Source organism: Enterovibrio paralichthyis, assembly GCF_019209835.1.
In the GTDB taxonomy this organism is placed as follows: Bacteria; Pseudomonadota; Gammaproteobacteria; order Enterobacterales; family Vibrionaceae; genus Enterovibrio; species Enterovibrio paralichthyis.
Window position 1 is genome coordinate 339128 of sequence record NZ_JAHUTS010000002.1, and the last position, 13588, is coordinate 352715.

Genomic DNA, 13588 nt, shown 5'->3' on the forward strand with positions numbered 1-13588 from the left:
CGCTTACCACAGTGGCATGGCATCAGCGACGTATGGGTTTTGCTGACGTTCAATACCGAAGGTGGAAGTCGGGCCATGACCCGGAATGAAAGTAATGTCATCACCCAGCGGGAACAGCTTGTCACGGATTGAGCTGATCAGAGTTTTATGATCGCCTTTCGGGAAGTCGGTACGGCCAATGCTGCCATTGAAAAGCACATCACCCACCCACGCCACGCGATCTTCTTCACTGAAAAACACGACGTGACCCGGCGTATGACCTGGTGTATGGATAACCTTCAACACGCTGTCACCCAGTTTGACTTCATCGCCTTCTTCCAGCCATTCAGTCGGATCGAACGCTTCTGTACGCGGGAAACCGAACATGTCACTTTGACCCGGTAACGCCTGCAGCCAAAACGCATCCTGTTTTTCAGGCCCAATCACCGGCACGTTGTATGCAGCAGCCACTTCTTCAGTGCCACCAACATGGTCAAGGTGTCCGTGAGTTAACAAAACCTTGGTGACATTCACACCCAGTTCATTAACCTTTGCCACCAGCTTGGAGACGTCACCACCCGGATCGACCAATGCCGCTTCATTGGTTTTATCACACCAGATAATGGAGCAATTTTGCTGGAAACCCGTTACTGGGACGATTTCGTACTTCAGAGCCATATGTAAATCCGTATATATGCGAGAAACGGCTCAAGCATATCATGCTGTTCAGTCTATTTTAATGAGAAGCCCATTTTTCCTGCCTTTGCGCGGACGGATGTAAAGTCTGGCTCGTAAATGCATGTCATCACATTGCAATCGGCATGACACCGACTCGTCACTCAAATGACAACAGAGTTTCACCAAAGCGCCTTAGCGTTATCCATAAGCTAATTTGTATCGTCAACTACATGGATGCCTATGACGCCGGTTTCATTGCGAACACTGTGGATCTCTGACCTCCACCTCGGCAATAAAGATTGTAAAGCCCACTACCTGTTGGATTTTCTCAACCGCCACACTGCCGAGACCATTGTGCTGGTTGGTGATATCGTCGATTTTCACGCGATGAAATCCAGCCGTCACTGGCCGGAAAGCCACAGCCAAGTCCTCGCCCTGCTTCTCAAACGTGCCCATGAAGGTTGCCGTCTGGTTTACATCCCCGGCAACCATGACGCAGCCGTGCGCGACTTCTTCAATTTCGACTTTGGCAAAATCGAAGTCCGATCCCGTTTTGAACGCATCACAACCAGTGGCAAACGCATCATCGCTGTCCATGGCGATGAGTTTGACAACGCAGTCTGTCACAGTCGGATGACCGAAATCGCCGGTTATGTGGGTTACGACTTCCTGCTGTTTCTGAACCGCTGGTGGTCAGTACTACGCCGGAAATGTGGCTTTTCCTATTGGTCGCTGGCTTCTTACATCAAGCTACGTGTCCAATCGGCAAACGTTGCTATAGAAAGGTTTGAAAAAGCAGCTGTGCAATTTGCCCGCCGTCGCGGCGCTGATGCCATCGTGTGTGGTCACATCCACCACCCGGATATGAAATCACTGGGTGGTACCTTGTATCTCAACGATGGTGACTGGATTGAAAACTGCACCGCTTTGGTGGAACAGCATGAAGGGACGCTGCAACTTCTCCGCTGGACAGAAAAGACACATTTATTGATGGAAACCGATGCGTTTGCTGTGCCGAATGAAGTGCTTGGCAAACGCGGGAAATCGGGAACTGAAGCCGCCTGACAACCGGCATAAGAAAGGAAGGATCATGTTCAATATTGATGAAGTCATCGCCAACCGCTACCCCACGATTGCAGGTAGACCCTGGATAGCGAAACCCGTCAGCTCTACCCTTCAACGCCTCCTGCACCAACAAGCTTTCCAGGAATTTGCGCACAAATATCCGTATCTGAAAGGGTTCGAGTTTGTCGAACAGGTTCTGGACTATTTCCGCTTCAGCTATACCACCAGCGACAGAGAGCGTGAACGGATCCCAACATCAGGACGGGTCGTTATCATTGCCAACCACCCTATCGGTTCTCTGGATGGTTTGGCGCTGCTCAAACTGGTACGCGAAATCCGGCCAGACGTAAAAGCCGTTGCGAACAATCTGTTGATGCAAATCGAGCCCATGCATGCCTGTCTGTTACCGGTGAATAACATGTCCGGCAGAACCCCAAAAGAAAACCTGATCGCCATTGACGAATGGCTGGCGAATGAAGGGGCATTGATCATCTTCCCGGCAGGGGAGGTTTCGCGTCTGAGCCCGACGGGCGTTAAAGACAAGGATTGGCATCAGGGATTCTTGCGCATGGCAAGCAAGGCAAAAGCCCCCATCCTGCCTATTCATGTTGATGGCAGGAATTCAGCGGTATTTTATGGTGCTTCCTTGGTTTATAAGCCGCTTTCTACCTTGCTGCTGGTCAACGAAATGTTTGGGCAGGATAAACGCAATATCAACCTGACCATTGGTGAAGCCATTCCGTTTTCCAGCTACCAAAGCAGTGCCAATCTACCTCCAAAAACCCGTGTAAAGCTGTTCCGCAAACACCTCTATAACATCGGAAAAGGTAAAAACGGACTGTTTCCTACGGAATCTGCCATCGCAGCTCCGGAGCCAAGGCTGAAACTGACCAAAGAACTGGAATGCAGCGAACTGCTCGGAAACACGCCGGATGGTAAAGCGATTTACCTTTATCGCTATCGGGATGAATCGCACGTGATGCGAGAGATAGGCCGTTTGCGGGAAGTCGCTTTCCGCGCTGTTGGCGAAGGCACAGGGCAAAAGCGGGACATTGATAAATTCGATCAGCATTACTTCCACCTTGTGCTTTGGGATCCGGTTGCTTTGGAGATCGTAGGTGCCTACCGTTTTTGCGATACACAGGCTGTCATTGCCCAACAGGGGATTGAGTCCGTTTATTCCCATTCCCTGTTTGATTACGGCGATGGAATGGCGAACATCCTCGACAGCGGGCTAGAGCTTGGCCGGAGTTTTGTGCAGCCCAAATATTGGGGTAAGCGGAGTCTGGATTACCTTTGGCTCGGCATTGGCGCGTTTCTGGCCAAACATCCGCATTACCGCTATCTGTTTGGCCCTCTAACCATCAGCAATGCCCTGCCTTCCGCCGCAAAAGAACTGCTGATCTTCTTCTATCGCACCTACTTCGGTGCTGATACGGATATCGCCCGTTCAAAACGCCCCTACAGTATCGACAGACAAAAAGAACACGAATTGTTGGGGCACTTTTGCAGGGACAATTATCAAAAAGATTTGAAAACGCTCAAGATGCTGCTGGACAATCTGGGGACCGGTATCCCAACCCTCTACAAACAGTACAGTGAGTTGTGTGAACCCGGCGGAGTGCAATTTTTGGATTTCAGCGTCGATCCGGACTTCGCCGATTGTATTGATGGGTTGGTGATGGTTGACCTGACCAAACTGAAAACCAAAAAGCGCGAACGCTATATCGAGGCTCATCGGTTAACGCAGTCTACCTAAGCAACCTGAAGATGCAGGATTCAGGTCGTTTGGGTATAAGCAAAAGGCGCTCCTGACGGGCGCCTTTTTAATTACCAGCTTCGCACCGGCCCAGTATCGATATGGACAAACCCACTGTTAGGGTAGTAACCCACACCGCCTGCTTTTAGCGACAGTGCCGCTTTGCGGATATCAGCCAATGGCACACGTTCGATAAAGAAGTCGATCGCCTGCCCGGTCATGTGATAACTCTTCTTGGCTTGCCCACCACCGTTTTTACGCAACATCTCATTGGTTGCGGGAGAGCGATAGCCGGAAACCATCGTAATAGGATGCTTTGCCCCAACCAGCTTACAGATTGCAGCAAGCTGATCGTACAGTTTCGGATCCATATCCGTCGCTTCATCACGACGAAAATCCCGGCACAAATGGTTCAACTCAACCAGTTCATTTTTGATGTATGTTTTGCCATCAAAATAGCAAACATCGGCCTGTTCTCCCGTATTCAGGCTAAACATGCTCAAATTTCGCGGTTTTCCCGCTGCCAAAGGTAACGCGATTGCCTTTCCGGGTAAGGCCGCCGCCACAAGACACGCCGCACCGCCTAATAAAAAGCGTCGACGCTGGGTATCCAAACCGTCCATAAACAACCAACTAATTCCCATAACAAAGTAAAAAACCCAAACGGCGCAGCCAATGTCCTGAAGTCAGCAGAAATGCTGAGACCGCGCCGAAAAACAGATGGGAATCTAACGGGATAGGATCAGATAATCAAATCCACAACTGTCTCAATTACGAACCATTCGTTGTAATAATCACCGTTTATTGATGATTTATGGCTGTTTTTTGACCTTGTCAGGGGAATGTAAAAATCTGTAAGTGTGCTGAAGATCTCAAAGGAGGTCGGCAAGAAGGCGCTTTCCGGGACGCGCCAACCCGCCGAAAAATTAAGACTGGTTGTTGCTGGCGGTCAGCGAAACGGCAGTATTGCGTTTCGGTCTGGCGTCGTAATGGTAAACATCGTCACGGTATTCCACTTCACCACTTTCGTTAACCCAAGCCGTTTGGTAGATGGTGTAAACCGCGTAACGCTTGCGCAGGGATACCCATTTGGTTTCCGGTATTCTGCGGTAGTAATCGTAGTCGCCATAATTGAATCCAGAGCGACTGATCAAAATCTCCGCCAAGGTTTCGGCTTTCTGAACCCGGATACATCCGGAGCTGAACGCCCTGCGCTCTTTGGCAAACAGACTTTTCGCCGGTGTGTCATGCAAATAAATAGCATTGCCATTTGGTGTGTTGAACTTGAAACGACCCAAGGCATTCATATCGCCGGGAGACTGCTGCAACCGGTAAGGGAAGTCATTTGGGTTGATGTTCTGCCAGTCTATCTGCTCAGAAGGGATTTCCTGAGCGTCAGTCCAGTCACTCAACACCGTATAGCTGTTTTTTTCCAGATACTCACTGTCATTGCGTAATTTCGGCAGAATATCCTTTCGCATGATTTTCACGGGCACATTCCAGGCAGGATTAAACACCACCGAATCCAGCCGCGAATCAAACAGTGGCGTGCGGCGGCTTGGACGCCCAACCACCACTTTGCTGTCCAGAATCAACTCGCTGTCTATCCAAAGCTGCATTTCATAGTTGGGGATATTGACCAGAATGATACTTTCACGCTCAGTGGGCCATAGGCGCAAGCGCTCCATGTTCAGCGCCAGAATCTGAATGCGGGTGTTAGCAGACTTGTTGAGCCAGCGGCGTGTTGACTTACCAATCACGCCATCTTGTTTCAGGCCATGCCTACCCTGGAATCGTTTGACAGCGTCAACCAAAAGCGGGTGAAAGTAGTTAACCCGTTCGATTTTCAAGCGCTGGGCATCAGCTTTTGCCAGCACGCCCTGACGTTCAAGTGCGGTAATAAAGTGGTCAGCATCCTCTAGCGGATCACCCTCCCGGATCAAGCCTTTTTGAACTATCTTGGGCCAGATATGCGTTTGCATATCCTGCAATTTCACAATGGCTTTTGCCATTGCACGGTACTGGGGTGTGTCAGGACGCAAACCAAATACAAAGTCATACAATGCATTCTGGGTGGCTGCCGCAATAAGGGATAATGTGCGCCCTTGAGTAGGGACAGGAAGCTGCTCAGTGATGTCAGTGCCGAAATACCACCTTTTACCGTGCTCAGGTATCTGGTCAATGTAACTCATAAGCGCTAACAGGCTGTCTGTTGCGAAGACATCATAGGCGCGCCAGTCGCCACTGTTTCGCAAATCACGGAGCAATAAAGCCCGCCATTCGAAGTCTTGGCTGATACCTGCCAGAGAAATGATATTGATCTGGGTTTCCAGCTCATCTTTCGCGCGATAGTCGCGCCAGATTGGAGCAAATGAGAATTGATCATAGATAGTTGCAAGCGTTCTGTCATAGACGACGGCATCCGCCTGAGGTTCTGCCTGTCGCACCCACAGCATTGCCTCGAGCGAAGGTTGGGTTTCAGCTTCAGCTACCTCAACCGCCCAGACCGATTGTGATAAGACAACAAACAAAATGACTGTCTTAAAAAGCGTACGAGAAAAATCCATGCGCCACCTCCAACTAGAGATCCTAGTATGGCAAACGTCACAGTTTTTGTTGCCGGAAATTGCATGAATATTTGAAAACAAAGAGTTAGAAAACCTTCATCAAAAAGCATTAGCCCACCCTGAATTAGGATTTGCATATGCAATTGTTTTTAATGAATTTTGACACTTTAAAATGATTAATCGAATGCCATTTTTCCGGTTTGGATACTCAGTCGAAAAAAGCGTTCAGGTGTTGTATCTCATTGCATTCGTGGACAAAATCCTGCTATAGACATGCCTTCCTCTCGATGACTAAAAATCTTGCCAAACTCAGGTTAAACCCGGCAATTTTTCAGGCAGAACATCATTGATCGCTCCCACTTTTTCACGCCTATCTCACCCTGCTCTTTTCGCCGTTGAGTGGGCAACATCCTTGAGAAAACGGTTAATTAGCGTGTATGGTTAATGTTTTAAGACATTGGCCTGCTCCTACCTCTGTTTATCGGTAAGAAAGGGCTTTAACATTTGATGTTTAACCCGGATAATCCCGGCACTTTACGTTTCGCTGTTGTTTAAAGGAGAGGCTTCGATGGAGAAGCACGAAGAGGTACTGGTAGCATTACGACAAATTATTCGAGCCATCGATTTGCATTCACGCAAACTCAATAAAGTTGCTGGCCTGACAGGCCCACAATTGGTATTGATGCGCGCTATCCAGGATCTCGGTGAGGTGACTATCCGCCAGTTGTCCAACCACACCAACATGAGCCAAGCAACAGCAACAACCATTCTGGACAGACTTGCGAGCCGAAACCTGATTGTCCGCGTTCGAAGCAACCTGGATAAACGCAAGGTGCATGCGCACCTGACACCTGAAGGCATGCAGGCACTGGAACAAGCGCCGAAACCGTTGCAGGAAAGCTTCATCTCCCGCTTTCAGTCTTTGGAAGAGTGGGAACAGTCGCTGCTGATCTCCTCGGTTCAACGCATTTCTTCAATGATGAATGCCGACAACATTGATGCAGCGCCTCTGTTAGAAGTCTCGCTGCTGACCACTGCAGAAGAAGAACATAAAAACGAACGCTGAGTTAAACAAAGAGCCCTTGATGGGCTCTTTGTCGTTAAGCTTCTTTCGTTGCCCGCCGCGTGCCAATGATTCCCGTCGCCAAAGCCGTTCCCAGGAATATTGTCGCCCCGCCAACCGCCATTCGTGACGTAATAGTCTCGCCCAGAAACAAGGCGCCCCAAAGCGCGGCAAAAAGGGGAATGAGGAAGGTAACAGCAATGGTGTTTGCCGGACCAATACTCCGGATTAACCGGAAAAAGAGAATGTAGGCAAACCCGGTTGATACCACACCAAGCAAGATACCTGCAGACCAAGCGGATGCGGTTGGCGCTGTATCCGGCCAGAAAGCAATCCCCATAGGTAGAAGCACGACCATAGCGCCTATCTGGCTGCCTGCCGCAGTAACCAGTGGCGGAACACCAGAGAGGTAACGCTTTGTATAGCTGGCAGACACGCCGTAAAACACGGTTGCGCCCAACACCGCCAACACAGGCCATCCCAAACCCTGCTGCCCAAAATCAAGTTTTCCCCACACCAGAATCAATACACCAACAACGCCAAGTACCAGACCAGCAATACGCCGTCCATTCATTGCTTCTCCCAACCAGAAGTACGCAATGATCGCTCCCCAGATGGGTGTCCCTGCGTTAAGTATCGAAGCAAAACTGCCTGACACGCTGACCATGGCATAGGCAAAAAGTAAAAAAGGAATGGCGGAACTGAACAACCCAACCGTACAAGCATGGAACCAGTTTTCCCTCAGTGCATTGACCTGACGGCGGACAACAAGAATGGGAACCAGGAAAAGCGTCGCCAGCCCCACCCTTACCAAAATCAGCGCAAAGGGCCCAAATTCCGGTACGGCATAACGGATGAGAATAAAGGAGCCGCCCCACAGCGCAGCCAGTAACAGCAGTTCCGTCACATCGAATCTATTCATGGTATTAGTCCTTCAGAGTCGGTCAGACGAAATAAGCATACCGGGAAGGTCGCCGGATCCTCGCCGGATTCGGCACTGACAAACCGTGAAGCAGCTTTTCACTGCTTTCTCTTGATGAAGCGTGGCCGCAAGATTCAGCTAACGTCATCAAAGAAAAAGAAAATACTAGATGAACATTTTTTGCCGACTTTTTCCGCCATCAGGTGATTGAAATTTGACGTTAAACATCTAGTTTTAATAGATAGGCAAATTATCAAGGTTGAAACAATGTCGCGCCAAAGGCGAATACTCGTCGTTGATGACTCCCAGGCTATGACTGTGATGGTCAAAAGCATGTTGGCTGAACTTGGGCACAGGACAGTCGACTGTTTCACTTGCCCGGAGAAAGCGCTCAACGAGCTGCGCGATGACCCGTCTCGATATGATATTGTCCTGACCGACTTAAACATGCCTGGCATGGACGGCATGGCGCTGATCCGTGAACTGGGTAACATGCATTACAAAGGCAGCATTTGTATTATTTCGGATTTGGACAGCAGGATCATTGAACTGGCAGCAGAAGTTGCCCGACAGCAACAGGTCTGCCTGCTTGGCAGCATTGCAAAACCCATTCAGCAAGAAGCCTTGCAACTCATCATTGACCGCAAGCTGCAACTCGAAGAGCGTAAGTTCACCAACTACGAGAAAATGAGCGCGGAGGAGTTACTCCACCACATCGAGCGCCATCAGGTCGCTCCATACTATCAACCCAAATTGAATGCCAGAACCAACCTAGTAGACAGTCTGGAAGTGTTGGCGAGGATTGAAAAGCCGGGGCAAAGCAGTGCGATCCTTCCCGGCCGCTTCATTCCGACTGCGGTTGAGCATGACCTTATGGATTTGCTGACCATGCAACTGGCAGAAACGACAGCCAAGCACATTGGTACTCTCTCTGAAATTTTTGGCGACAAAGTCAAAATCAGCCTCAACCTCTCTGCGCAGCAACTTGCAGATTTGGAAATAGCCGACCGACTCGATAGCCTTTTCCAGTTTCGTGACATCGACAAGTCGCGCGTCATTCTGGAAATAACTGAAGAATACGCTCTGAAATCATCAGAGCAGATGGAATCGCTTAACCGCCTCAGAATCAAAGGCTATGGATTGTCACTGGACGATTTCGGCACCGGATTTACCAACCTTCATCAGCTTCGCAGCCTGCCGTTTACTGAAGTAAAAATCGACCGGACTCTGGTAAGCCAAATCCACAGCGACAAATTCAGCCAGGTGATTGTGCAATCCCTGTCAGAAATTACCGAGAAATTCGATGTGGGCCTGGTGGCTGAAGGGGTCGAAAACTTTGCCGAACTCGAATACCTCTCAACCCGTTACCCTGACATCCTGTTGCAAGGCTTTCTTATCTCAAAGCCGAAACCCATTGATTGTTTAGCCTCCTGGTACAAAAGCTGGCTCAAAGGCGTCGGTATCGAGGATCACAAAACCTACACCCAATAACCCTGATCGCCTGCCTGATTCAACCGCCAGTCACTGCCTGGTGGTTGCCAAGCGTTTTCTGTTTTCATTTAGCCACTTATTTTGTATATATACCCAAATAGACGCCATACAGTGACGTATGAACCTCCCCTCTGGCACGTTTGACAAGGAAGCAGATATGAAGACTATTGGCATAATTGGCGGAATGAGCTGGGAGTCAACCGCGACCTACTACCGCTTATTGAACCAGCGGGTCAGACAGCAACTTGGTGGACACCACTCAGCCAAACTAATGATAAGCAGTGTCGACTTTGCCGAAGTAGAAGCGCTTCAACGCGCGGGTGACTGGGATAATGCGGCCGCAATGTTGGCTGACGAGGCACTGAAACTTCAAAATGCCGGCGCAGATTTCATTGTGATTGCAACCAACACTATGCACAAAGTCGCGCCAGAGATTCAGGCTGCGATCTCTATTCCCTTGCTGCACATTGCCGATGCCACCGCAGAGCGCCTAAAGCGCGATGGCAACCATCATGTGGGGCTGCTGGGCACACGGTTTACTATGTCACAGCCCTTTTATAAAGAGCGGCTTGAATCCCACGGCATTCGCGTCACCGTGCCGGAAGATTGGCATCAGGACATCGTCCACGAGATTATCTATCAGGAGCTGGTTCAAGGCGAAATCAACTCCCATTCCCGGAAACAGTACCTATCTGTGATTGACTCGCTAAAGCATCAAGGCGTTGATGCGATTATTCTTGGCTGCACTGAAATCGGCCTTTTGGTGCAGCAACATCACACCCCGGTTCCCCTTTATGACACCACCGATCTTCACGCAGAATCCGCTGTGAATATGGCGTTGTCCGACTGAAGTAATTAAGGACACATCAATGACGATAAGGACAGCGACGGCAGCAGATCTGCCCGCAATCAACGCTATTTATAACCATTACGTAAAACACACCTCCATCACCTTTGACTATGACGAATGGGAGATTGAGCGCCGGGAAGCTTGGTTTAATAAACTGACTGACAGTGATGGCTACTATCACGTACTGGTGAAAGAAGACGACCAGGGGGAAGTGATTGGGTTTGCCTACAATGGGGAATTTCGCGAAAAGCTGGCCTATAAAGTCAGTTCCGAAATCACTATTTACCTACATCATGAATGCCATGCCAAAGGGCTGGGATCTGCCCTGATGCAAACACTGCTGGAAAAAATGGCACACTCCCCGGTAAAAAGGGCTTATTCGGTTATCACTTTGCCAAATCCAGCGTCCATCCGTTTGCATGAGAAGTTTGGTTTTCAACAAGTTGGGATACTGACTAACGTGGGATACAAATTTGACCAATTTCACAGTGTCGCGATTTTGGAAAAAACTAGCCTCACAGCATAAACAGCCACGGAAACTTACTTTCGACTGAAACAGGCTGGGCATCAGGCTTCTACACTGCCCAGCTATAAATACACACTCAAAAGTTTGCTAAACCCATCATTTAAGGCAGGCGGCGTCGATATGGTTATTTTTCCATACATTGCACATTGCTTCTGCTTTCAAATCAACTGCTTTAACGACCGATGACCCTGCTGCTGCTCGCCCGCTCAACCCTTTCATAGAAAACCTGAGGGATATTAATTTTTGACGCAGATCCCAAAAACGTTTTCTACACTAACAGTGTTGTAAGTAAGACATTAGTAACACTTTTGGGGGCGGGAAACATGAAAGTATCCACAAAAATAAGAGCTGCGCTGATCGGGACTGGTGTCGCTGGCGTTATTGCTACCACTATTTTTTTGACTTTTGCAGCGGTCAGCGAATCAGGGAAAGCACTGGAAACTCAGGTAGAGAACCAGCTCCGCTCCGTAAGAGCCATTAAAAAAACAGAAATTGAAAATTACTTTGCGACGATCAGCCGTCAAATCGTCAACATGGCTAACTCGACCATGACAGAGAATGCCATTGTCCAGTTTTCGAAAAGCTTCCAAAGTGTGGAATCAGAAGCCCTTCCAAAAGCCAACCAAGCTGAAGTTCTGAACAATTACTATGTCGATGAATTCGGACGCACCTATCAGGAAACCAACAACCAAGCGACCGATGCCACGTCGAAACTCAACACCATTGGCACCAGCGGGCAATTGCTGCAGCAAGCTTATATCGGCATGAACCAACACCCTCTTGGTAGCAAACACCTTCTCGACAAAGCGGATGACGGCACGACCTACAGTGAAGTCCATGAAGTCTACCATCCAAATTACCGCAAATATCTCGAGTCGTTTGGCTACTACGATATCTTCCTTGTCGATACCTCAGGCAATGTCGTTTACACCGTTTTCAAAGAGCTAGACTATGCAACGAACCTAGATACCGGCGCCTATAAAGACACGGGGTTAGCGCAAGCCTACAAAGGCGCGAAAAATCTTAAAGCCGGTGAATTCGCGTTCATCGACTTTGCTCCCTATTACCCCTCTTACGACAGCCCTGCCTCGTTTATCGCGTCACCTGTCGTGAAAAATGGTGAGCGTATTGGTGTCATTATCTTCCAGATGCCAATCGATGCCATCAACAGCATGATGACATACGACTCGGAATGGCGTGCAGACGGATTAGGTGATACAGGCGAGTCATACCTTGTGGGTAGCGACAACCTTATCCGGTCCCAAGCACGTATGCTGGTTGAGAACAAAGATGCTTATCTGGATGCCCTGCGTGCTTCCGGTGTGGCAGAAAATACCGTAAGCCGTATCGCCACCACTGAATCCTCAGCTGGCCAGCAACCTATCAATACAGCCCATATCAACGCAGCCATCGGTGGTGAGGCTGGATTTACGGTCACCAAAAACCATTTCGGAAAGGATGTGTTTTCGGCATACACCCCTATCGATATTCTGGGGCAAAGGTGGGCACTCGTTACTGAAATCACCAAATCTGAGGCATTGACCACTGTTCACGCTCTGCAAAACTCGCTTTACACCAAAGCTGGGGTCGTTGGGTTCATCATCATTGTTATTTCTGCCCTAATTGCTTGGTTAATTGCCAACAGTATCAGCCGACCTATCTCTGTGCTGACATCAAAAATCATCCAGATAGCCAAAGAGCATGACCTGACGATTCGTCTGGAAGCGAAAAGTAAAGATGAAATCGGCGAGCTTTCGCGCTCAATGAATACCATGTTGGATGATTTTATGGGCTTGATAAAAGGTGCAGATGCCACGGCTAAAGCGCTGGGTGACGCATCTGAATCTATCCAGAAAAACATTTCCGCCATGCGCAGTGAAGTTGACCAACAAGCGTCAAACTCCAGTCAGGTGGCGACTGCAGCAACAGAAATGAGTGCCTCTATTTCAGAGGTTGCCTCTTTTGCCAACAACGCATCTGAGTCATCTGAAAATGTCGTGCAGTCTGTGCGTCAAAGCGCTGATGTTGGCCAACAGTTGGTGAGCAACATTTCTGAGCTTTCTAGCCGGATGAATGAAGCCACCAAGTCGATGGAGCAGCTCTCTGCAGAGAGCGACTCCATTGGTTCAGTGCTGGATGTAATTCAGGGTATTGCTGAACAAACCAACTTGTTGGCGCTGAACGCTGCTATCGAGGCCGCCCGCGCAGGTGAGCAAGGCCGTGGCTTCGCCGTGGTCGCCGATGAAGTTCGCTCGCTGGCGATACGTACGCAAACCTCTACCGAAGAGATCCGCGCCAAAGTGGAGTCTTTACAGTCTGAAACCGGCAAAGTGGTGAAAGGGATCAGCGGTGCGAATGAATATGTGGCCAGCAGCGTCGACAACTGTAATAAGAACAATGAAATGCTGGATCAAATCGCGGGTATGATGATGGAAATCAACGATATGAATACCCAGATTGCGACAGCGGCAAGTGAGCAATCTTCCGTGACGGAAGAGATCACCATGAATGTGAACAATATCGCCCGGTCTGCAGAACAGGTATCAGAAAGTACGGTGAGTACTGACGAAACCTCACTCAGCCTGAATCAACAGGCGCACAAACTGACCCAACAAATCGGTATATTTAAAATTGCTTAACCCGTAATTACTCTCCTTGAAAGACAAAAGGCCAGCAGTGCTGGCCTTT

General features: G+C 49.1%; 11 protein-coding genes. 7 read left to right on the forward strand and 4 right to left on the reverse strand.

Features of this window, described 5'->3' with window-relative positions; genetic code table 11:
- Window positions 1–3: 3 nt before the first annotated feature.
- On the reverse strand, window positions 4–657 hold the full coding sequence (locus KU854_RS03890) for an MBL fold metallo-hydrolase (protein ID WP_218357156.1): 654 nt from the start codon (window positions 655–657) through the stop codon (window positions 4–6).
- Between the two features lie 240 nt (window positions 658–897).
- On the opposite strand from KU854_RS03890, the gene KU854_RS03895 reads away from it, so the two are divergent.
- Together KU854_RS03895 and olsF are read left to right on the forward strand one after the other, a co-directional pair.
- Window positions 898–1722 carry a UDP-2,3-diacylglucosamine diphosphatase gene (locus tag KU854_RS03895; RefSeq protein ID WP_218357157.1) on the forward strand — a complete coding sequence of 275 codons (825 nt, stop codon included), beginning with the start codon at window positions 898–900 and terminating at the stop codon, window positions 1720–1722.
- Window positions 1723–1747: 25 nt separating this feature from the next.
- Entirely contained in the window at window positions 1748–3481 is a 1734-nt protein-coding gene (olsF, locus tag KU854_RS03900; RefSeq protein ID WP_218357158.1) for a bifunctional ornithine lipid synthase OlsF, read from the forward strand.
- Between the two features lie 71 nt (window positions 3482–3552).
- Here olsF and mepK read toward each other — a convergent pair whose 3' ends face one another.
- Window positions 3553–4104, reverse strand: a complete 552-nt coding sequence (gene mepK / locus KU854_RS03905; protein ID WP_054779026.1) for a peptidoglycan L,D-endopeptidase MepK — start codon at window positions 4102–4104, stop codon at window positions 3553–3555.
- A gap of 303 nt (window positions 4105–4407) precedes the next feature.
- Window positions 4408–6048: a L,D-transpeptidase family protein gene (locus KU854_RS03910; RefSeq protein WP_218357159.1), complete on the reverse strand. Its 1641-nt coding sequence runs from the start codon at window positions 6046–6048 to the stop codon at window positions 4408–4410.
- A gap of 568 nt (window positions 6049–6616) precedes the next feature.
- On the opposite strand from KU854_RS03910, the gene KU854_RS03915 reads away from it, so the two are divergent.
- Complete coding sequence (locus tag KU854_RS03915; RefSeq protein WP_218357160.1) at window positions 6617–7114, forward strand: MarR family winged helix-turn-helix transcriptional regulator; 498 nt, start codon at window positions 6617–6619, stop codon at window positions 7112–7114.
- Window positions 7115–7148: 34 nt separating this feature from the next.
- Here the strand turns inward: KU854_RS03915 and KU854_RS03920 are convergent, their stop codons facing one another.
- Window positions 7149–8033 (reverse strand): DMT family transporter, encoded by an 885-nt coding sequence (locus KU854_RS03920; RefSeq protein WP_218357161.1) that lies wholly within the window; start codon window positions 8031–8033, stop codon window positions 7149–7151.
- Window positions 8034–8300: 267 nt separating this feature from the next.
- On the opposite strand from KU854_RS03920, the gene KU854_RS03925 reads away from it, so the two are divergent.
- The 4 genes from KU854_RS03925 to KU854_RS03940 all read left to right on the forward strand — a co-directional run bounded on the left by KU854_RS03925 (window position 8301) and on the right by KU854_RS03940 (window position 13539).
- On the forward strand, window positions 8301–9524 hold the full coding sequence (locus KU854_RS03925; RefSeq protein WP_218357162.1) for an EAL domain-containing response regulator: 1224 nt from the start codon (window positions 8301–8303) through the stop codon (window positions 9522–9524).
- A 157-nt stretch (window positions 9525–9681) separates the two neighbouring features.
- On the forward strand, window positions 9682–10374 hold the full coding sequence (locus tag KU854_RS03930) for an aspartate/glutamate racemase family protein (RefSeq protein WP_218357163.1): 693 nt from the start codon (window positions 9682–9684) through the stop codon (window positions 10372–10374).
- Between the two features lie 19 nt (window positions 10375–10393).
- Window positions 10394–10900 (forward strand): GNAT family N-acetyltransferase, encoded by a 507-nt coding sequence (locus tag KU854_RS03935; RefSeq protein WP_218357164.1) that lies wholly within the window; start codon window positions 10394–10396, stop codon window positions 10898–10900.
- Between the two features lie 323 nt (window positions 10901–11223).
- A complete protein-coding gene (locus KU854_RS03940) occupies window positions 11224–13539 on the forward strand; it encodes a methyl-accepting chemotaxis protein (RefSeq protein ID WP_218357165.1) in 2316 nt (771 codons plus the stop codon).
- The last annotated feature ends 49 nt before the right edge of the window (window positions 13540–13588 follow it).